The following is a 20179-nucleotide window of genomic DNA, read 5'->3' on the forward strand; positions in this document are numbered from 1 at the left end:
TTCTTTTGTTGTATGTTGTTATGCGGGTTCCTCTTCCTAACGCCCCCCTCAAACCCGCTCCGCGGGTAAGAGGGCGCTGCGCGCCCTCCCAGCGCAAACGCCGCGCGTTGCGCGGCAACATGATGCAGTGTCAACTCGGCGCTGCGCGCCGAGTGCTGCGCTGCGCGCAGCTTGGCGCCTTCGGCGCCTTGGGGCAGGTCCGCTTCGCTTCCCTGCCCTGAACTCTTCGGCTTTGCCTGCGAGTTCTTCATGCCCGCTTCGCGGGCATGTGGGGCTGGCAGCAAGCCGGGGGCCTGGCTTCCGAGGTGCCGGTAGACGTCTGGACGCCCTGACAGAGCCCCAGGCTAGCAGGCTGCTTCCTTAGTTAAAAACTTTCGACGGATCCGGTTTTGCCTCCTCTGCCTCCCCGGCGGCCGGAAAGGCGCAACAGATGCGGGGAGGGGGAGCCCGCTTCCTCTCAACTGAGCCGAGGCACCGGGCTCCCCCTGCTGCAGCCGGGACAGCATCCGAGGGGGCGCTCCGCCTCCCTGAGGTGCCGTCAGCACGCGCGCCGCCTCGAAGTCTTCCGCCACGGGCGGCCGATCTTCGGGGTGCCGTCGATGACCTTCTTGCGGCCACCACCTGGAACGGCATCAGTCTTGGTGGCCGTTTGGCGTGAAAGATACTCACGGGCCTGCCTCCGGCCAGCACTCAGGCTTTCCCAGCACCTGGCGCAGTACAGCGTCGTGCTCCTGGAAGACCACCCTCCCGCCTGCCCTCAAGGCATCCCGCACGGTGGCCTCTCCTGCTCCAAGAGCTGGCGCCAAAGGGACTGATGACGGCTCAGGGCCCGCCTCGTGCACCGTCGATGCGTCCATCGCGATCAACTCGGCTCCGTACGTGCGTGCTACGTACTCAGCAATCCGCAGACCACTGCCATCCAGATCACCGCTGTATCTCAGGTGGATCCCCTGGTCGACGGCGAGCTGCAGGAGGGTGTGGTCGACGCTGCTGAGCTGACCGCTGGTACATGCCAGCGGGCCGGGGCTGTCACAGGCCATGGCGGCTTCTAGGACCGAGGGGTTCTCGACCACGGTGAGCACCTGGGGCGCGAGCGTCGGCGGGGTGTGGGTCAGGTCGAGCAGGGTCAGGGCTACGGGTGTGGCCGCCTCTCGTAGCCGCCGGTCCACTGGCCCGTCGCCCACTGCCTGCACCTGGTACAGCAGCACGGTGGCCGACAGCCGGTCGGCGATCACTCCGTATTCGGCGAGCAGCGCCCGGACCAGGTCGGGGCGGCTGGGTTCGGGGCGCTTGGCCAGTTCGGCGACTGCTGCGACCAGTCGGGCGCCGGCGGTGGTGTCCAGGTCGAAGTAGTGCGGGTCGCCCGCGCAGTCGTGCGAGAGCTTCGCCAGAGAGACCGCGGGGCTGTGTGGCAGCTGTGAGGTGGCGGCGGCCAGGGCGTCGACGAGGCGGCGTATTGAGGCCGCGTCGTCGTCCGTGACGCCGGCCGTGCGCATCCGCGCCACCAGGGCGGGTAGGTGCGGCAGGGCTCCGCTTGCGTAGTCCCACAGTTCTTGGCGCAGCGTTGCGGCCGTGCGCCGGTCTGCTGCTCGGTCCTGCACTGTGCGGCCGATGGCGCGTTCCACCAGCGGTGGCAGGTGCTCGGCGGTCAGGCCGAGGACCGTCAGTAGTTCGCGGAGCGGTACGCGGACGCCGGTGGGGCCGACGGCGACGGCGGAGCGGACGCTGCGGCGGCGGGTGGTGGTGTCCAGCCAGGATCGCAGTGTGGCGATTCCCGCTGGGTTCAACTCGGGCACCCGGACTGCGGCGATGGACTCGGGGGTCTGGCCGGAGCACAGGCGGTCGTGGATGGCCATCCACAGGGGGGCGAGGTCGGGGTCGTCGGCAATCAGGTCGGGGTCGGCGCTCACGTGGGCTCCTCGCGGTGGGCGGGGTCCAGGGCCAGGTCGAGGGTGAGGGGCTGTGGTTCGCCGTGGCCTTGCCACAGCCAGGGCACGGTGACCCGGTGTCGTCCGGCGGTGACTACTTGGTGGACCATGACCTTCCCGGCTTCCTGCTTGATCATGGGGGTCATGAAGGGGGCGGTGGCGAGCACGTCGAAGTCCCAGGAGCGCAGTAGTGCGAGGACTTGGCGCAGGTTGGGTTCGTCGAATGCTGCGTCGATCTCGTCGACGGACAGCAGCCGGGGTCCGTGGAAGCCTTCGCCGGAGTACATCGACCATGCTGCGGCCAGCAGCGGGAGCATGGTGGCCAGTCGCCGCTCTCCAGTGGACAGTGCTTCCAGCGGGTTGGAGCGGGCGGTTACCTTGCGGAATTTTTCCGTGCTTCCGTCGCCGAACGAGGCGTGGGTCAGGGAGATTTCCCAGTCGTGCCAGGCTCGGTAGTCGAAGGTGTGGGCGACACGGTCGGCCCAGGGCTCGCCGGCTTTTTCGTCCATCCGTTGCCGCAGCACGGCGTACATCTGCTCGAAGACCGCGTCGGAGGGCGGCTGGGAGATGAGGTCCACCATGCGCTGGGCGTCCTCGTCTTCTCGTACCGTCCATGCGACCTGGACGCCGACGCCTGCGACGCCGGTGCGGACTTCGCTGAGGGTGGAGCGGATCTTGCGGACCAGTTCCTGGGCCGCCTCACGGCGCAGGCGCACATCGCTGCGCAGCCGGGTGAACAGGCTGGTCTTCAGGGTCTGTTTGATGTCTGCACGCAGATCGTCCTCGAGCTGGCCGGCGGTGGCCTCCAGGGCCCGGACCGCGGTGTGGAGGTCTTCTCCGCGCGCGGCGCCCGGGTCGGCGACGACGGCGCGGCGCCAGTCGGTGTTCTCGATGCTGATCAGGGTGACCTGGCGGTCGAAGCGGACCAGCGCGGTGTTCGCTGTGCGGGCGCTGGTCTCCAGTGCTGCCAGGGTGCGGTCGCGGGCCTGGGTGAGGGTGGCGAGGCGGTCAGCGGAGGCGGGGCGGTCGACGAGCAGACGGCGGGCCCAGGCTAGGCCGGCGGTGAGGTGAGCGGGCCGTCCTGTGTCGTCGGTGGGCAGGTCCTCGGGCACGGTGGCGAGGTTTTCTTCGGCGAGCCGGGCCAGTTGGCGCAGGCAGGCGTCGCGGCGGGTTTCGGCTGCCTGACGGTAGGGGGCGATGCTCTCGAGTGTCGCCTGGGCGGTGGCGGCCTGCACGGCGGCGTTGTTGCGTTGTTGCAGGAGTTGCTCGGCCTGGGCGCGGGTTTGGTTCAGCGTGGTGGCGGTGTTCGCGCGGTGCTGGCGCAGCCGCTCGTATTCGGCGCCGTGCAGGGCGCGGATCTCGGCGACGGCGGCGGCTTCTCGCTGGGCGTCCCGGCGAGCGGCGTCTGCCTGCTGGCGGGCGCGTTCGCAGCGGCTGGTCCAGTCCTCGGCTGCATGAGCGTCGCGGCCGGCGCGCTGGAGCAGGTCGGTGACGCGCAGTGCGGCGTGTTTCCATGTCTCGGTCTGTGAGGCGAGTTGTTCGGTTGCACGTTGGTGGCGGTCGAGGGCGGCCGGCTCGGTGGGCAGGAGCGTTCCGTCGGGCAAGGTGGCCCGTCGGTTGAGCGTACGCAGGGCGCCTTTGACCGTCTCGCCGGCCGTTCGGTGCCGTTCGGCGGCAGCCAGCGCCGTGCTGCGGGCGCGGGTGAGGGCGTCGCCTGCATCGTCCTCGGCCTCCTGGGCTGTGCGGGCGGCGGCGAGGGCGGCGAGGGGGAAGGCGGCCTGTTCGGCGTCCGCCTGTTGTTGCGCGTCGGCGGCTGCAGCCCGGGCAGCCTCGCTGCGCTGTGCGGCCTGCTGCCGCTGATCGAGTGCCTGGTGTGCTTGGCCGGCCTGGGTACCGGCTTCGGTGGCGGCCTGCTCGGCGTGGCGCAGGTCCTGTTCGACGGCGGCCAGGCGTGCGGCGCGGGCAACGGCAGCGGTCTGAAGCTCGGCGAGGGTCTGTTGCCGCCTGTGCTCGGCAGCTGCGATACGGCTGTCGGTCTGTCGTTGCACGGTGGCAGCCTCGCGCCGCAGCTGGGCCACGTCGTCGCGTGCGGCCAGCAGTGCCGCCGCGTTGGGGAAGGCGTCGCGTTCGTCGTCGGCGGCCTGGATGTCCTGGCGGCGGCGGCGAACCTCGTCGAGCGCGGCGGCCAGGCGCTGCTCGGCGGCAGCCAAGTCGCTTTCGAGGGCTTCGACGCGCTCCAGCCGGGCGCGTTCGCGGGCGGTGCGGCCGATGTACGCGGCCCGGTAGCCGGCGGGGGCGGCAGCGGTGAGCACGCCGGATGTCAGCCGGCCGGTGGCCAGGTCACTGCCGGGGGCATCGACGGGGATGGCGTGCAGGAGCCGCCGGATACGGTCGGGGTCGATGGCCGGGTCTGGTTCGAGGCGGAGCAGGTCGGCCAGGGTGTTTTTGGCGGTGGGGTGGAGGGTGGGGGTGACGGTGGGGGTGAGGGTGAGGTCGCCGGCCACCGCGTGGCCGTCGGGGGTGACCAGGGCGTCGAGGATGCCGGCGACCAGGAGGGCGCCTTCGAGGCGGCTGGCTTCGGTGTCGGTCAGGTGGGGGGCGAAGTCGACCAGCGCCCACAGGGGTATGCCGTCGCCTTCCTGTCGGGTCCGCCACGGCGGGGCGGGCGGGGTGGCGGCGGCCTGGCGGCTTGCGGCCAACTTGGCTTCGATGGCGGAGACATCGGCGGCGGCGAGGTCGGCCTGGTGCTCGGCGGCCTCAGCGTGGTGGTGCAGGAGCGGAGCGGTGGCCGCGTGTGCGCGCTGTGTCATCAGTTCGATGTCGGCCGGGCGGAAGGTGCCCAGCCAGGTCTCGGTATCGTCCGCGCGGCAGTCCTGTGCGGGGGCCTTGGGTACCTGGATGGCCTCGGCAGACAGATGGACGAGGTCGGCGCGCCAGCGGTGCACGTCCCCCAGCCAGGTGCGGGCGGTGCGGGCGGCGGCGTCCACGCCGGCGTTCCACCGCTGCTGGGCGGCAGCGAGGTCGGCGCGCGCGGCATCGGTGGCCTGCTGGTAGGCGGCATGGGCCTGGTCTCGTTGCCGTTCGGCGTCCTCGGTCTCGGCGCGGGCGGTCTCCTGCGCGTCGTGGTAGGCCGCCATGGCTTCGGCGGATGCGGCCTGCGCGGCCTGGTGCACGGCGCGGGCTCGCTCCGCGGTGACGGCGGCCTCGGCGGCCAGGGCGGCGTCGGTGACGGCGGTCTGCTGGTGGCGGGGCAGGTCGATGCGGGCGCGGGCCGCTGCGGCAGCGGAGGCGAGCCAGGTAGTCAACTGCCCGAGGTCCACGCGGCGCTCGTCGTCGGCGCAGGTGGTGAGTTCGCTGGGGGCGGGTTCCAGCTGCCGGATGGCGGCTGACCATTCGGCGGTGCGGGAGGCGAGTTCGTGCTCGGTGCGGTGCCGGTGGGCAGTGGCTTCAGCGGCGAGCCGGCGGTGGCCGTCCTCGTCGTCTTCTGCGGCGCGCAGCTCTTCGGCAGCCGTGTATTCGGCTTCCTGGGCCAGTTGGTGGCGGCGCAGCGCGTCGTCCACCGCCCGTATCTGGCTAGTGCGTGCTTCGGCCCAGGCCCCAGGGGGTGCGCACAGGGGGTCGATATCGATGGCCGGTTTGCTACCGATGTCGGCCGACGTCAGCTGCCCGGCGGCGGCCAGCAGGCGTTCGATGGCGGCTTCGGCACCCAGCGTCGTGGCGGTGTGGCGCAGTTCATCCGCCAGATGGAGCAGATGGTGCTGGCTGGTACGGGCCAGATCCGCCGAGCTGTCGGCCTGCTCGGTGGCCGCAGAAGCGTCGGTGGTGGCTTGTTCGGCTCGTTCGGCGGCCTCGTCGGCGGTCTTGGCCAGTTCGGCGGCCCGGATCTCCCGGTGCGGCAGATCGGCCCCGGCGTGGCCGCGCAGCTCGCTGTCGGCTGCCTCGAGGCGGCCTTCGAGTTCGGAGATCCGGCTGAGGGTGGCTGTGTGCTCGGTGTCGGCTGCCGCCTCGGCGGCCTGGGCCGCCTGGACCTGGGCGGTCGCCTCCCGTGTCCGCCGGGTCTGGTCGTCGACCTCGGTGTTGGCAGCGGTCAGCGCCGCGGCCTGGGTTTGCGCGACGGTGGTGAGGTAGCGGCGGTAGGCCCGGTCGGTGCTCTGCAGCAGCTTGGCCTCGTCGCGGGTGCGCTGCAGCTGCGTCTCCAGTTCGGCGATGCGTTCCATCGCCTCCGCGATCAGGGTGAGGCTGTCGGTGTCGAGGGCGGGCAGCGCATCGGTGAGCACCTGGCGCATGCGCGTGGGCGAGATGGCCTCGGCGGTGCGCAGACTGCGCAGGCTGCGCAGGACGGCGATGAGCGCGTCGAACTGGACTTCGTCGAGCGGAGCGAACAGGCGGGTGCGGATGGTTGGCCGGTAGTCGCGCTCGTCTTCGACGACGGGTAGGTGGGCCAGCGCCTTGGTGCGCAGGCTGGATGAGGCGGTGAACAGTTCCCCGTCGCAGGCGGCCAGTTGCTCGGCCAGGTCCTCGATCCGGACGGGCTCGCGGTCGCGTTGCAGCAGCAGGTCGGTCCCGATGCGGGCGGGGGCGAGGAAGAACGCGCGGTGCAAGTGACCGCCGGTTGCCCGCAGCCACAGTCCGGTTGTCAGGAATCTCACCTCACCGGTGCCTGGGTCGCGCAGCCCGTACTCCAGCCACCAGGCGCCGGTACGGTCCTCCCGGTCGTTGAAGTCGGTGTGGCGGCTGGTGAGTGTGCCAGCCGCTTTGCCGGACACCGACAGGGCGGTCTGGGAGGTGTCTGCGTCGAGCAGGACGGTGACCAGCATGGAGGCGGTCAGAGACTTGCCGGAGCCGTTGGGGCCGGCCAGGGTGAGCCAGCCGTCGGCGAACAGCAAATCTTCGCTGGCCCAGGCCCAGGAGTTGACGATGCCGGCGCGGGTGGGCTGCCAGCGGCCGTCGGCGCCGGGCTGGCCGAGGGGCACGGTTGTGGCGGGGGGCGCAGTGGGGTGGTCGGTGACGCTCATGGGTTGAGTTCCTGCCTGCCTGGCGTATGGCGCGGTGGGGGCGGGGAAGGGGCGGGTTCGGCCGGCACGGGGCGGGGAGGGTGTCGCAGGTGGGTGCGCCACAGGTAGATCCCGGGGGTGGGGTGCCAGTGGTCGGTCAGGTCGGGGTCGGCGGTGAGCAGCCCGACTTGGACGAGTTCGGCGGTGGCGGCGCGGGCCAGTGCGGGTAGGCGCCGGTCGTAGGCGGCGGCCCAGCGGGGCAGGTCGTCGCGGTACCGCTGGAACAGAGCGGTCACCTCGGTGATCGGAAGCGGGCCAGCGGGGTCGGCGCGGCGGGGCAGCTCGGCGAGCAGGGCGAGGGCCGCCTGCCGCTCGGTGCGCCGGCCCTGAGGGAAGTCGATGCCGCTGCCCAGACCCGTCGGATCGGTGATCTGCCACCAGTCGCGGCGGACGGTGGCCGCAAGTCCTAGGGAGGCCACGACGCTCAGGGCCCGTTCACGTCCGGTGAGCGTGTGAAGGTAGGCGGTGGTCTGTGCGGCATCGTCGTGGGGGTCGGTGGCGGGGTCGTCGACGAGCCGGCGCAACGCCGTCAGCCGCCGCTCGTCCCGAGTCGGGGCGCCCGCTGGTTCGAGGGCGGCGGCGGTGTGGTCCAGCAGTGACTCGGCGGACAGGGCGGCGGCGTGCGCTTGCGGGGAGAGGTCGTCCAGGCCGAGCAGCGTGGGGGAAAGCGAGGAGAACTTGGCGGCGAGACGGTCCCTGGATGCCGTGACGACCAAGTCGCTGTCCTCATCGGTGACGGCGCGGTCGAGGTCGGCGTCCACGGTGAGTGACCCTTCGGCGACCAGGAGCTTGAGGGCGTCGACCAGGTGCCGGCGGCTCTCGCGGGCTTCCTTCTTGCCTGTGCCGTCGGAGGCGACGATACGGAACTGCGGCAGCCGCCCGGTGGGGGCTTCCGCCGCGCATACCTGCGCGACGGCCTGCAGCAGCTCGCGCAGAGTCACGCGCGGACGACGCCACAGCTGCTCGCAGACCAGACAGACCAGCACCAGGACCTCGGTGGGGGCCATGTGCATGGCGCGGCCGTCGCGGGGAAGGTGGGGGCCGCGGTCGTCGGGTACGTCGGCGCGGCGCTTGTGGAGGCGGACCAGTTCGGCGACTTCATGGACCTCCAGGCGCCAGCCGAGTTCTGTGCGGAAGAACTGGGCGAGCGCCGCGCCGCCTTTGACGGCGGCGCGGTAGAGCTCTGGGTCGCTCTCTGCGGACAGACGGCCGGTGGCGATGAGCCGGCGGGCTGCCTCACGCAGGTCGGGATCGAGCAGGTGGTGCGGGGTCGTCATGCCACGCTCCAGGTCTTCAGGACGCGCTGGGGTGGATCACTCGCGGCGGCGTGGTCGGTGGCGCTGACCCGCACCCGCAGGTCAGGGCCGGTCAGGTGGCCCTCGGCGAGGGTCACGGTGACGGTCCGGTCCGCGTCGCCGCGGCGGACGTGGACCACGACGCCTGCCCCGTCGGCCTCGGCCTGGCCGCGGCCGGTTGTGGGGTCGATCTGGGCGTAGGCGACCTCGATGGCGCGGAACAAGATGACCGCCGCGTCGGTCGGCAGGCCGGTGAAGTGCTCCAGCCCCACTTCTGCGTCGGTGACCAGCAGCGCGGCGAAACGCCGACGCTGTGCCGCCTCGGCCGCGGCTTCGGCCAGCGCGGCCTGTCGCTCAGCCGCGGTGTCGGGTACCTTGCGGGGCCGGCCGCTGGATGGGCCGTGCCGCTCGTGCTCGCGCAAGGTCACCTCCACCTGGTGCCTGCCGGTGCCGGCCGCGGCGGCGGTGCCGTGGGCGACGTCTTCTTCGGCCGGGCCGATGACCGCGTGCCAGGCTGGCCAGTCTCCGAAGGCGGCGGCATACACGCGCCGTGCCTCGGCCGGGGTCGGCTGCGCGTGCAGGCTGTAGGCGAGGGAGCGGAAGTCGGCGCCCAGGTCGGAGCCGCGTCGCCGCGCGGTGTAGCGCCGGTCGATGGCGACCAGCAGCGTGTGCACGGCGCCGGTGGCCGAGGAGATCAGGCGATGCACGGTGCCGTCGGGGCTAAACCACGCCTGGAGGTCCCCCAGGCGGCGCACGCGTTCGTCGACCCAGTGCTGCTGGTCGCCGGGGTCGATCAGGCCGGCGTGCGGCACGGCGGCTTCGACGATCCGGCGGGGACCTGCCGCCTGCAGATCGTCCAGCGCGGCCTCGACCCGTCGCAGTGCCCGGCCGTACTCGCGGGGAAACTGCCGCAGCGCTTCGATGACCCGGTCGCGGTTGTCGCCGAACAGGCCGTCGTTGGTGACGTCGGACTGGACCATCTGCGCCAGGGCGGCGTAGAAGTCGGCGGTGACCCGCTGGAGTTCATCGATGCGGGTCTTCACGTCTTCCAGGTCGACTGGAAGGAGCCCGTGGTCGGCGTTGAGGTGGTCGAGGATGCCGCGCACGGTGTGCTCGACGCTGTCCAGCAGGCGGCTGGGCAGCTGCAGCGCGCGGCGAACGTCGATGACGGCTGCCCGGACGGCGGCGACGATGCCGCGTCCCTTGCGGGTCAGCGCCCACGCCTCCTGGCGGATGATCATGCCCTGGTAGCTGCGTACGGGGGCGGCGTAGTCACGGAACGGTTCGGCGAAGCCCCACTTGGCCAGCTGGTCCAGCGCCCCCAGCAGGTCCGGCTCGGGAAGCGGGTCGTGGTAGCCGATGGCCCGTAGCTGGTCGGCGATGTCCGCCAGCGTGGACATCGGGCCGCGCGTTGACAGCTCTTCCAGGGCTGCCAGCAGCGCGGTGTACCGCTCGCGGACCAGGTCGTCGGGCAGCGCGAACGCAGCCCAGTCGCCGGGGTGGACCTCCTGCCACCACATCCGCGGTCGGCTCATCGCCCACCCCCTTGTTTCCATGGCGCCTCCACGCACAAGAACGCGTGACCGTTCGGTGGTGGCCCGCCTCGGTTCGTGCCCTGCTTGGCCGGTGTCTGCGACGGTATCCGCCGCCACTGACATTGACTGCTGGAGGACAGTGCGACGAATGTCACGGAATCATCGCCTTCGATGTGCTATGGAGCGCTGTAAGAGGGGCGGATTGCGGGTGGAGCCGAGCGAGGTCAGAGCGGTAATCGGGGGCCGGGTCGGGAAGCGGGCCCTGTTCCGGCCGCCCGGAGATCGCCGTCATTGGGGCGGCTGGTACGGAGCGGCGGAGGTCCAAGGCATTCAGGAGCGAGCAGCCTTGCGCAGGTGCTGACGCAGCAGTGCGCGCAGTTGCGGCAGGGGGGCGCTCGCGCCGAGCCGCCGCAGGAAGTCGGCGGCCTCCCAGGTGATCAGGCCGCCCTGGCGGGAGAGGTACAGGCCCACGCTGTCGATGCCGAATTCGTCTGCGTAGTCGAGCAGGAGGTATCCGGCGAGCTGGTAGATCTCCTCGCGGCCCAGACGGCGGGGGTCCTTGGTGGCTTTGCAGTCCAGCAACAGGCCGCCGAGGATGTAGTCGGCATCCGCGCCGCCGATGTCGGCGCTGCCGGCGAAGACCGGACCGCACACGCGGGCGCTTTGCGGTAGGGCCCGGAAGGCGGCGAACGGGCCGTCGGCGAGGTGCATCTGCTGGTCGATGTCGGTCACGACGTAGCCGGGGACCGCCGCGGTGAGGTCGGCCAGGGTGGTGGCGGGGGTGGCGGAGCTGAGCATGCTGAAGCGGCGGATCTCACCGGTGCGGGCGATGTCCTCGAAGAAGCCGGCGACGAAGCACAGCTGGGTCAGCGCGTTCTCCTCCAGGCTGGAGGGGTCGGCGAGGTAGGTGTCGACGGTGGCCAGCAGCTCCCGGCCCGCCGTGTGCAGGGCCTTGCGGGCCCCACGGGCCGGTGCGCCGCGCAGCGGTCCGGTCTCGTCAAGGAGCATGACACCGGCGACGACGGCCAGTCCGAGTCGTCCGCCGAGGCTGAGGCGCAGGCGGTAGTCGACGGCGTGGCCGAGGGCCGACCAGTTCGGGTACTGCACGTCGATCGGCTGCACCGGATGCGGGAGGCCGGCGATGCGCGTCTGGTAGTCGCCCACCAGGTTCTGGCTGTGGGGCAGGTGGGCGGCCATGAACTGCGAGATCGGTGAGGAGTCGTACTTCAGCTGCCCGGTCAGGCTCAGCTCGATCATCGGCCGCCCGGCCACCGTGCCGTCCCGGCCGGCGCCGGCCATGGTCTTTTCGTACTCGTCGATCCAGGCGATACCCTCGGTGTCCAGCAGGTGGCGGGCGCGGGTGACCGCGACGTAGATCAGGCGGGCCTCGCTCGCGTTCAGCGCGCGCTGCAGACCGTGGTCATCCACCGACGGGGCCATGAAGCCCTTGCCGATGCGCACCGACGGCCACTCCCGTCCCTTGGCCTTGTGCGCGGTGGAGACGGTGACCTGCGCCTTCTCCTCCGGGGACAGACGATCCACCGCGGCGATGATCTGGTCGGGTCCGTAGGTGTCGACCAGCTGCATGATCGCTTTGAGGTCCTGGCCTGCCTTGTCCTGCTCGGCGTACTCCTGCACCTCTCCCCAGGAGGAGAACAAGAACAGCTCCGGGTGGCTGGTGCGCTGGCCCGCTTTGAGCTCAAGTGCGGCCTTGGCGATGCGCTGCAGCGCGCTGCCCCCGCCGGTCAGCGCCACCGGGATGCCGAGCTCCAGGTAGGACAGGACTTCGCTCATCGCGTCCACGTTGCCCCGGCACAGCACTGCTTCGGGCTGCGCCACCTCGCCGACCCGGGAGCCAGGGCCCTGGCCGGTCAGCTGCATCTCCGACTCGGCGTGTCCCAGCCACCGGTTGGCCACCTCGGCGATGGCCGGGCCGAAGCGGAAGGACTGGGTCAGGCGCAGCTGTTCGGCGGGGAAGCCGGTCATCACATCGCGCGCGTTGCGCCAGCCGTAGATCTGCTGGGCCGGGTCCCCGACGCACACCCGCTGCGCGTCCTGGGCGAGGAAGACTTCCTCCAGGACGGGGTTGGTGTCCTGGGCCTCGTCCAGCAGGACGAAGTCCGCGCCGAGCTGCGGGGAGGTCATCGCCCACAGCTTCATGTAGTGGTCGTGCTCGAACCGCAGCCGGCCCGCGGGCGAGCAGATGTCCTCCCACGCGCGATGCGCGTAGGGCAGCAGGGTGCGGGCGAGATAGTCCTGGCCTGGGCCGTCGAGGCCGTTGACCGGCTCCATGTGGCGGGCCATGACCTGCCGGTCGGTGGTGTAGCAGAACTTGCGGACCATGCCCATCACCAGGCGCGCGGCGTGAGTGACCTTGATCTGGCGGGAGTTGACATCGAGGTCGCGGGTGATGCCGAGCAGGCGGGCGGTGTGCTTGGCGGGGATCCTCGCCGAGGCATCCAGACGCTCACGGTAGTGGTGGCCGACAGCGCGGAAGGCCAGGGAGTGCGCGGTACGGCACTCCACATTGGGCCCGAATCGCCCGCGGGCGTCATCGGCGATCGCCCGGTTGAACGCCACGTACAACCCGCGTTTGCGGGTCGCGGCGCCCATCAGGATTAACGTGGACGTCTTGCCCGTCCCGGCACCTGCAACCAGGGCCAGGTCCCGCCCTTCGGCGAACACCTCACGGGCAGCCTGCTGCTCCTTCGTCGGCTCCATGGCCATAGGGGGTCCTCTCTGGGAAGCGCGGCTTCATGTACCGCAACCCCGAAGATTCCCCGGCTCCATGACCAACCGTCAATACAGTCATACGTTCGGTAGTGGATTCCGGACAGTCAGGACGGGACGCCGCGTCTGACCCGGCGTGGAGGCTCGGTGTGCTGCTGCTGTCCCCTGTCAGCCCTGGCGCTGGGCCGTTTCCGTGCCAGCCGGGGCGGCGAACTCCCCTTGTGCGCGGCGGCATTGTCAGTGGCGCCTGCTATCACCTATCGGGAACTGAAAACCCGCTGTCTGGCCCTGATCGCCGAGGAGATGCGATTCATGGCTTTCACCGCACTGCATGCCGACGTCGGCCGCATCGACGCCACCGCCGAAGACCTCGGATGCGGACTGGAGTGGAATCAGGTCTACCGCGTCCGTCCCCGCGTCGCCCTCACCTGCCCCGAGTGCGGATGGGGCGTCCACGCCAAGCACTCCCCCAGGCGCGTGCGGTACTTCGCCCACGACCCCGGACGCCCGCCGACGTGCGAGCTGTCGAACGAGTCGTGGGAACACCACATGCTCAAGCTGGAGCTGGCGGGCGCGGTCCGGGACGCCGGGTGGTACGCGGAGCTGGAGGTCGCGGCCGCGGACGGATCGTGGCGGGCGGATGTAATGGCCTCGTCGCCGGACGGCCAGCGGCGGATGGCGTGGGAGGCGCAGCTATCGCCGATCACGGTCGATGAGGTCCGGGCCCGAACGGAGCGCTACGAGAACGAGGGCATCTCGGTGTGCTGGGTCACCCCGCATGGGAGGAAGGCCCGGTGGATCGGGGCCGTGCCGGCAGTGCGGGTCCGCGAACCGGACACCGAGGGCGGCGCGTGGATCGTGGACGACGGCCTGGCCGGGTTCGATTACAGGGCGGGCCGGTGGGTGTTCAGGGAGGAGAGCCTGTCCTGCTTCGTTCGCTGGGCCGTGCTCGGACAGGTGGTGCCATGCCGGAGTCTGCCCCGCTACCGGCGCGTGGACCGGGTCGTGGAAGGACGGCACCTGCTGTTCCGCAGGAGCATGTGGTGGACCTCCCAGCAGTCCGCCCAGGCGCAACAGCGGCATGAGCAGATGCGCCGCCGTCAGGAGGCGTGGAAAAAAGAGCGCGAAGAGCGGGAGGAGCAGCGGCAGGCCGAAGAGGCGCGGCGCCGGGCGGAGGAGGAAGCGGCGGCGGCCAAGCTACGCGCGGAACAGCGAGCAGCCGAACAGGCACGCAGGGACGAGGAGGCACGGCAGCGGCTGCTGCGGTGGGAGGAAGAGGACCGCCGGCGCCGAGCCGCGGAGGAGGAACGCCGTGCCCGCGAGGAAGCCGCACGGCGCGAGTATCAGCAGCAGATCATCGCGGCCGCGAACTCCTGGTGGCAGCGGCTGTCCCCGCAGCAGGTGGAGGAGCTCTTCGCGGTCGTCAGCGACAAGGCATGGAAGGAGGAGCGTCTGCCGGTGCAGGTACCCGAGGACCGCAGCCCGTCGGCCACCTTGGCCTACGGCGTTCCCGTGCGCATCCAGCGCAGGCGACACTTCACCGATCTGTACGGTGTCATCCGCCCGTGCCCGGCACTCGTCGCTGTTTCACCCGGCCTGTTGTCCGAGCAGGTCTTCGTACGCAACGCCGGCGAGGCGGATGAGTTAGTGGCGAACGGGGTCGCCCGGGAGAAGATCGTCCACTTCGACCTGCCCGACCACGAACAGCTCTCCTTCTAACGCCGGGCAATCCGCCAAAGCACCTTGAAGTGGTTCATCTGCCCCGAATGCGCCCGGCCTGGCAGCGGAATTCGACGGGAAGTCCGCCTGATGGACTGCCTGTGCCCGGTGGACGAGGACACTTTCACCGCTGACCATCCACGGCTGCTGGCCGAGTACGCCGCCGCCCGCGCCGCCTGTTTCGAACACGACCAGCGCGAGCTTTGGGTGACCGGCCGGCGCAGGCGCAGCGGACCACCGACATGCGGCCCGGCCTGTCCTTGGCAGGTACTACCGTCGGCGCCCATGGACATCCCCACGCCTCGCCCCATGGACACCGCCGATGAGCGTGATGAGCTGACGGTGGCCGTCCGCCTGACCGGGCAGAGTGCGGCGCGCCTGCGCCGCGGCGCCGCCATCCAGCAGCGGCCCCTCGAGGACGTAGCCGCCGAGTGCATCGGCGACGAGATGCGCCGGGACGTGTACGACGCGCTGTACAGCAGCAGCGAGACCTACGCGGCCGCCCTCGACGGCCTCGCAAAGCGCCTCGCGCTGATCGTGCGGGAACTGGGGGCCCTGCCCTCCGGCGCCGCCGCGCAGGTGATCGCCCTGGCAGCCGCGGAGAAGCACGGGCTGCTGCCCGAGGAGTGGCGCCAGCGGATGCTTGAGCAGCTCACCGCGATGTGGACCGGGCGCACCACCGAGTTCGGCAAGCGCCCCGACGCCTCCATCGGCCCGCTGGAGGACATCAAGGTCGACACCATGGTCACACCGGCACAGTGGGATGCCCTCGCCCGCATCGGCGCCCCCGGCAGCCTCGAGTGCGGCCTGCAGAAGGCTCTTCAGGCCGGGATCAGCGCCCTCGACCGCTGACCGGCCACGGCAGGTGTGAGACGCGGCTACGATGGCCCGCTCCCCCGAGCGAAAGGCGCCGATGGAGCTCGAATACTGTCCCTTCCACCGCCGCGATGACAGCTGTGTGTCCACCGCCCGCTTGCTCGTCCAGGCCGGCCTGCTCACCCCCGCCCCGAACGCGCCCGCCGTCTACGGGACGACGGCGGAATCCCCTGCTGTTCCGCCGCGTCACCTCACGCTCGTGCTGATCGCGCAGCACGTCAACACCTGGGGCCGCGTCGTGGTCGACCCCACCCTCCCGCACGCGGATGCCACCGCGCTGGAGGAACGGTCCCTGCGCTACACCCTGCAGGCGCTGTGGGAAGCGGCCAGCGAAGCCACCCGCGGCAGTATCCGCTCCGTAGACGGCACCGCGGCTGAATGGTGGCGCGTGACCTGCGCACACCAGGAAGCCCAGGCCGCCGCCCGCCGCACCACCACCGCCGCCAGTGGCATGGACGACGGCGGGGAGGGGGACCTGTGGTGGTACATCGCCCTGCTCCACCTCGGCCACGCCCGCACCCAGTGGAAAGACCACATCGGGCACACCCTGCCGAACTGAAGGCGCCCGGCGAAGGGCCAGCACGCGCCGGCCAAGCCCCGTCCCCGGCGCATCGGCCGACCTGCGGCCTCGCCTGGCGTCGTCTGCCTTGCCCTCCCGTCTCAGGCCGGAGGCGATAGCGACCGAGCGGGAGGAGCGGTCGGCGTATCCCGCGCGCATGCCGAATCCCCGGCCCCGGCCGAGGATTCGGTATGGTTCCTGGAGCCTTTCAGGCACCTGCGGCGGCCAGCGCGGCCCGCCCCGGCGCAGTGGGCTCGACCAGGTCGCCTTGGCTGCCGTTAGCGGGCACCACGACGCGGACCAGGTCTTGCTTCCACAAGCTCAGTGAGACGCCGTACCAGGCGATCTGCCGCTCCGTCCACGCCTCGTGACCCGGGTGGTTCTCATCCATGCCGGGCTCGGCCGGGTTCAGGACAGGGAAGAAGTCGGACATCCAAACCGGCTTGCCAGCCTGCGCGACCAGCCTCAACAAGTCCCGCTCATCATCGCTCAACGCCATCCGCCCAGGCTACGGCACTCCCTGACGAGGAAGTGGAACACCGGTGCGAGCCTGAGCCGCTGCCCCGGCCGATGGTCGAGCAGGCGTGCTAGGTGTCCTGTTGCAGCTTGAGCATCTCGAAGAAGCCGCCGGCCTGGTCAACCAGTTCCTCGTACGTGCCGATCTCGGAGATGCGGCCCTGGTCGAGGACGATGATGCGGTCGGCGAGGCGGGTGTTGGCCAGGCGGTGGGTGATGAAGACGGTGGCCCGCCCGGCGGCGAGGGCCTTGAGCCGGGTGTAGATGCGGTGCTCGGCGCGGGCGTCGAGCGCGGCGGTCGGCTCGTCCATGACGAGCACGGGGGCGTCGCGGTGGAAGGCGCGGGCGACCGCGATGCGCTGCCACTGCCCGCCCGAGAGGTCGTGGCCGCCCCACCAGGAACGGGCCAGGGAGGTGTCCAGCCCGTGCGGCAGTGTGGCGATGACGGCGTCGGCTCCGGCCGCCTCAGCGGCGGCGTGCACAGCCGTGTCGCCTTCGGGGCGGGGCTGGCCGAGGGTGATGTTCTCGCGGGCGGCCAGCGGCCAGCGCGTGTAGTCCTGCGGGACCAGCGCCACCTTGGCGAGTACCCCCGCCGGGTCGGCGTCCGCCAGGTCCACCCCGTCCCACCGCACCGAACCACTGGTGGGCAGGAACAGACCGGTCAGGACGCGGGCGAGCGTGCTCTTGCCGGCACCGTTCTCACCCACCAGGGCGATGACCTCACCGCGCTTGAGGTCCAGGCTGACGCCGTCGAGCGCGGGCCGGTCGGCGCCGGGGTAGGTGAAGGAGGCGCCCCGGGCTGTGATCACCTGCGGCCCGTCCTCGGCGACGGCGGCGGTGCCGCGGCGGGCCGTCCACGGCTTGGCCACGGCCAGGAAGCGCACCCAGTCGTCCAAGGAGAGCGAGGTGCGGAACAGCCTGGCCCCCGCCCGGACCGTCGTGGCCAGCGCCGCCCCGGAGGTCCGCACCGCCAGGGCCGCGGTCCCCGCCACCGCGAGCTCCATGCGGCCGGTCGCCACCAGAGCCGCGAGCACGCCCCAGGTCGCTGCGGTGCCCACGGCAGTGAGCGCGTCGCCGATGCCCTGCACCACCAGGGCCTGCCGGGTGGCCTTGAGCTGTTCGGCCTCCAAGCGGCCGGAGACGATGCGGTACTGGCGGATGAGAAAGTCGGCCATGGTGCCCGCGCGGACCTCGTCGGCGGTGTTCCGTTCGGTGGTGTACGAGCGGAAGACGTTGCGCAGCCGGGAGTCGGCGAGATTGCGGTGGTGGGCCGCGTGCTCGATCCGCGCCCCGCGTACGGCGCCCCACGCGCACGGGAGCACGGAGAGGACCAGCAGGGGGAGCATCACCGGGTGCAGGACGGTGACGACGGTCGCCGCGGCGGCCATCTGGGCCGCGGCGGACGTGAGGAGCTGGGCGTCGAGGATGAGGTCGCCGGTCTTCTCCGCCCCGTCGGAGGCGGCGGCGTGGGCGTCGGCGAAGTCCGGGTCCTCGTACGCGACCAGCTCGGCGGCCGTGGCCGCGGTGATGACCTCAAGGTCGGCCTCGCGTACGGCCTTCGGCGCGAGCCGGGCCGCCGCGGCGCGGGCGCCGGCGTCAAGCAGGTAGCGGCCGGACGCGGCGAGAGCGAGCACCACCAGGGCGGTCAGGTTCTCGCGCAGACCGGCGGCGATGTCTGCGCCGGTGAACACGGCGGCCAGCACGCGGGTGGTGGCCGCCAGCGCGGTCGCGGTGAGCACGGCGGCGCCGATCTGGCAGCCAAGAAGGACGAGGACGGCGCAGCGGTCGGTGCGCCAGCCGAGCCGGGCCGCCTCGGCAAGGGTGCGGGGCAGCCGGCGCGCTATCGCGGCCGTGGACAGGTTGACGCTCGCCTCGAAGTGCCGGTCGGAGGCCAGGCTCATCACGGGCGGCTGGCCCGTTGCGGCGACGGGCGGCGAGGTAAGGGAAGAACTCACGACCCCCATCAGGGAGCCGAACCAGGCGAGGGGCAACGGGATTGTTCCGCACCCCCGCCCATCGCCCCAGGTAGCCAGAACCAGGCGTCAGCGGAGACACCTGGTTTTCACTCGTTCGAGTGAGGCCGTGGTCCGGGGCGGGGAGGCTTGGGCCGGCCCCGGACCACGGCAGTCCAGGGCCGCCTACGGCACCGACAGGACCGGCATCCAGGGTCGGTCGGCGGCATCGCCGATGTCCCGGCCGACCGCGCCGCCGGGGACCTCGGCCCAGGCGTGCGCGGCATCTGGGAGGAAGCGGGCGCCGAGCACCCAGCGGGAGCGGCGGCCGGTCAGCGCGGTCGCGATGACGGTGGCGAGACTGATCTCCATGCAGGCGATGCGGCCCGGCCACCACGAAGGGATCACCGCCAGCACCGCCGTGTAGAGGGCTTCGAGGCGGGCCAGGCGTGCGTGCCGCAGGCCGCGCAGCAGGCGCACGGCAGCGATCTGCCAGCGCAGCGGCCACCGGCTCATGACCAGGGACAGGGCGAGCGCGACGGCGGCCACCAGGCGGTCGCGGACCGGGGCGGTGGGCCGGGCGGCGGGGACCATGACCGTCATCGACGCCACCACCTTCGCCGGGGCAGTCGGCCTGTGTCGACGAGCACGCCGGCGGCCACCAGTTGGTCGACGAGCCCGGCGATCTGGCCGTCGACGGCGCGGGGGTCCTGGCCGGTGGGGACGGCGATCTCGTCGGCGAGCCCGACCGTGCCGCCGCGGACGGTGACGGCGTGCCAGATCTTCGCCGCGTCCGGATCGAGCATCAGCCACGCGCCGCGGCGGACGTCGAGCACCGCCGTGCCGTACGGGCCCGTAGCGTGGTGGACGTGCGGAGCGGGGGTCAGCACGCCGCCACCTCCCTCCCCGCCGTCTGGCCGCTCAGCCACCAGCACGTGACGATCAGCTGGTGCAGGTCGGCGATCACCGTGGCGCTCTGGCCCCGGGCCGCCTGCGCGAGAGCTGCGCGGACGGCTACGGGGTCGATCGGCCCGCCGGCCGCGAGCGGGCTCGACGCGATCAACTCACCGAGCAAGGACCGGTGGCGGGCGAGTCCGGCGATGCGCTGGGCCGTGAACGATCCCTTCGAGCGCCGGGAGGTCAGCCAGTCCGGGAGCAACGGGTGGTAGCCGAATCCGCGTTTATAGGTGGCCGCCGCCTGCTCCTTGTCCGAGTGGCAGGTCACGAGGGTGGCGTCGATGTCCAGGACCAGAGCCGGCACGTCGCGCCCGCCGGCGCGGGCGGCGGGTATGCCGCCTTGGGTTTCGGCGGCCTGCAGCCAGGCGACCTCCCGGGCAGCGGCCCGTGCCGAGCGCAGGCGGGCGAGTGCGGCCGGGTCGATGCCCGCCAGCAGCCGCCAGGCGGTCGCAGTGGAGGCGACCGGGCCGAACACTTCTGCCTGGTCCCGCAGCACTGCCAGGTCCGTTATCGCCTCGCCGCCGTCGGCGAGCATCACAACCAGATCGACGGCGATCCGCCCAGGGTTGTGCAGCCCGCGCAGTTCATTGGTGAAGGCGGTGGTCAGGCCGGTGACATCGGCGAGATCGGCCAGGAGACGGGATCCGGCATGGCTGACCACCCCACGGCCGTCGGCCGAGACGACAAGCTTCGGACGCGACCCGGTAGTGTACACGCAGAAAGTGCCTTCTCGCTGTGGTGACAGAAGCCCAAGACAAGCCTCATCATCCCAGCTCAGAAGGCACTTTCACGTTTCCGCTCAAGATCCGGACGCCACCGCAAGTGAAACGCGGAGGCTAATACTTCCTTTGGAATCCAGAGAATTGCTCAGCCGCAGAGCGGAAGCTCAGGTATGGGAATGTCGGAATTCGATGTGCGGAGGTACAGGAGTCTCACGGCCGCTAAAGGTTGTCCCGTAAGTTGATCTTGGGGTGGGTGGAGATGGTCCTGCGGCTCACGGGCCGTTCTCTATCCGGCGAGGGCGAGGTTGTGCAGTCGGGCGATGCCGAGCATGGCGT

General features: G+C 71.3%; 12 protein-coding genes and 1 pseudogene. 3 read left to right on the forward strand and 10 right to left on the reverse strand.

The annotated features are described in order from the left end of the window. Positions 1-665: 665 nt before the first annotated feature. The 5 genes from AB0M26_RS29440 to AB0M26_RS29460 form a co-directional block, all read right to left on the reverse strand. On the reverse strand, positions 666-1910 hold the full coding sequence (locus AB0M26_RS29440) for a TIGR02679 domain-containing protein (protein WP_365265709.1): 1245 nt from the start codon (positions 1908-1910) through the stop codon (positions 666-668). Next, positions 1907-6943 carry a hypothetical protein gene (locus AB0M26_RS29445; protein ID WP_365265711.1) on the reverse strand — a complete coding sequence of 1679 codons (5037 nt, stop codon included), beginning with the start codon at positions 6941-6943 and terminating at the stop codon, positions 1907-1909. The genes AB0M26_RS29440 and AB0M26_RS29445 overlap by 4 nt, the downstream gene beginning before the upstream one ends. After that, positions 6940-8259, reverse strand: a complete 1320-nt coding sequence (locus AB0M26_RS29450) for a DUF2398 family protein (protein ID WP_365265713.1) — start codon at positions 8257-8259, stop codon at positions 6940-6942. The genes AB0M26_RS29445 and AB0M26_RS29450 overlap by 4 nt, the downstream gene beginning before the upstream one ends. Then, positions 8256-9812, reverse strand: a complete 1557-nt coding sequence (locus AB0M26_RS29455; protein WP_365265715.1) for a DUF2397 family protein — start codon at positions 9810-9812, stop codon at positions 8256-8258. The genes AB0M26_RS29450 and AB0M26_RS29455 overlap by 4 nt, the downstream gene beginning before the upstream one ends. A gap of 330 nt (positions 9813-10142) precedes the next feature. After that, entirely contained in the window at positions 10143-12533 is a 2391-nt protein-coding gene (locus AB0M26_RS29460) for a UvrD-helicase domain-containing protein (protein ID WP_365265717.1), read from the reverse strand. 321 nt (positions 12534-12854) lie between these two features. On the opposite strand from AB0M26_RS29460, the gene AB0M26_RS29465 reads away from it, so the two are divergent. The 3 genes from AB0M26_RS29465 to AB0M26_RS29475 all read left to right on the forward strand — a co-directional run bounded on the left by AB0M26_RS29465 (position 12855) and on the right by AB0M26_RS29475 (position 15696). Further along, positions 12855-14261, forward strand: a complete 1407-nt coding sequence (locus tag AB0M26_RS29465; protein ID WP_365265719.1) for a competence protein CoiA family protein — start codon at positions 12855-12857, stop codon at positions 14259-14261. Positions 14262-14369: 108 nt separating this feature from the next. After that, positions 14370-15113, forward strand: coding sequence for a hypothetical protein (locus AB0M26_RS29470; protein WP_365265721.1), 744 nt, complete (start codon positions 14370-14372; stop codon positions 15111-15113). A 61-nt stretch (positions 15114-15174) separates the two neighbouring features. Further along, on the forward strand, positions 15175-15696 hold the full coding sequence (locus AB0M26_RS29475) for a hypothetical protein (RefSeq protein WP_365265723.1): 522 nt from the start codon (positions 15175-15177) through the stop codon (positions 15694-15696). 208 nt (positions 15697-15904) lie between these two features. On the opposite strand, the gene AB0M26_RS29480 is transcribed toward AB0M26_RS29475, so the two are convergent. From AB0M26_RS29480 to AB0M26_RS29500, 5 genes and pseudogenes are all read right to left on the reverse strand, one after another. Beyond that, positions 15905-16195, reverse strand: a complete 291-nt coding sequence (locus AB0M26_RS29480) for a hypothetical protein (RefSeq protein WP_365265725.1) — start codon at positions 16193-16195, stop codon at positions 15905-15907. A gap of 88 nt (positions 16196-16283) precedes the next feature. Beyond that, positions 16284-18167, reverse strand: a complete 1884-nt coding sequence (locus tag AB0M26_RS29485) for an ATP-binding cassette domain-containing protein (protein ID WP_365265727.1) — start codon at positions 18165-18167, stop codon at positions 16284-16286. A 183-nt stretch (positions 18168-18350) separates the two neighbouring features. Further along, complete coding sequence (locus tag AB0M26_RS29490; protein WP_365265729.1) at positions 18351-18767, reverse strand: lasso peptide biosynthesis B2 protein; 417 nt, start codon at positions 18765-18767, stop codon at positions 18351-18353. Further along, a complete protein-coding gene (locus AB0M26_RS29495; protein WP_365265731.1) occupies positions 18764-19054 on the reverse strand; it encodes a hypothetical protein in 291 nt (96 codons plus the stop codon). The genes AB0M26_RS29490 and AB0M26_RS29495 overlap by 4 nt, the downstream gene beginning before the upstream one ends. Before the next feature lie 263 nt (positions 19055-19317). Beyond that, positions 19318-19866: pseudogene (locus AB0M26_RS29500) on the reverse strand (transposase); the annotation flags it as partial. Positions 19867-20179 lie beyond the last annotated feature (313 nt).

Origin of the sequence: Streptomyces sp. NPDC051776 (assembly GCF_040681345.1) — a bacterium.
GTDB lineage: Bacteria > Actinomycetota > Actinomycetes > Streptomycetales > Streptomycetaceae > Streptomyces.

Bases quoted from the DNA above. Each gene is read 5' to 3' on its own strand.
- AB0M26_RS29445 (WP_365265711.1), bottom strand. From the start codon at position 6,943: ATGAGCGTCACCGACCACCCCACTGCGCCCCCCGCCACAACCGTGCCC.
- AB0M26_RS29450 (WP_365265713.1), bottom strand. From the start codon at position 8,259: ATGACGACCCCGCACCACCTGCTCGATCCCGACCTGCGTGAGGCAGCC.
- AB0M26_RS29455 (WP_365265715.1), bottom strand. From the start codon at position 9,812: ATGAGCCGACCGCGGATGTGGTGGCAGGAGGTCCACCCCGGCGACTGG.
- AB0M26_RS29460 (WP_365265717.1), bottom strand. From the start codon at position 12,533: ATGGAGCCGACGAAGGAGCAGCAGGCTGCCCGTGAGGTGTTCGCCGAA.
- AB0M26_RS29465 (WP_365265719.1), top strand. From the start codon at position 12,855: ATGGCTTTCACCGCACTGCATGCCGACGTCGGCCGCATCGACGCCACC.
- AB0M26_RS29475 (WP_365265723.1), top strand. From the start codon at position 15,175: ATGGAGCTCGAATACTGTCCCTTCCACCGCCGCGATGACAGCTGTGTG.
- AB0M26_RS29480 (WP_365265725.1), bottom strand. From the start codon at position 16,195: ATGGCGTTGAGCGATGATGAGCGGGACTTGTTGAGGCTGGTCGCGCAG.
- AB0M26_RS29490 (WP_365265729.1), bottom strand. From the start codon at position 18,767: ATGACGGTCATGGTCCCCGCCGCCCGGCCCACCGCCCCGGTCCGCGAC.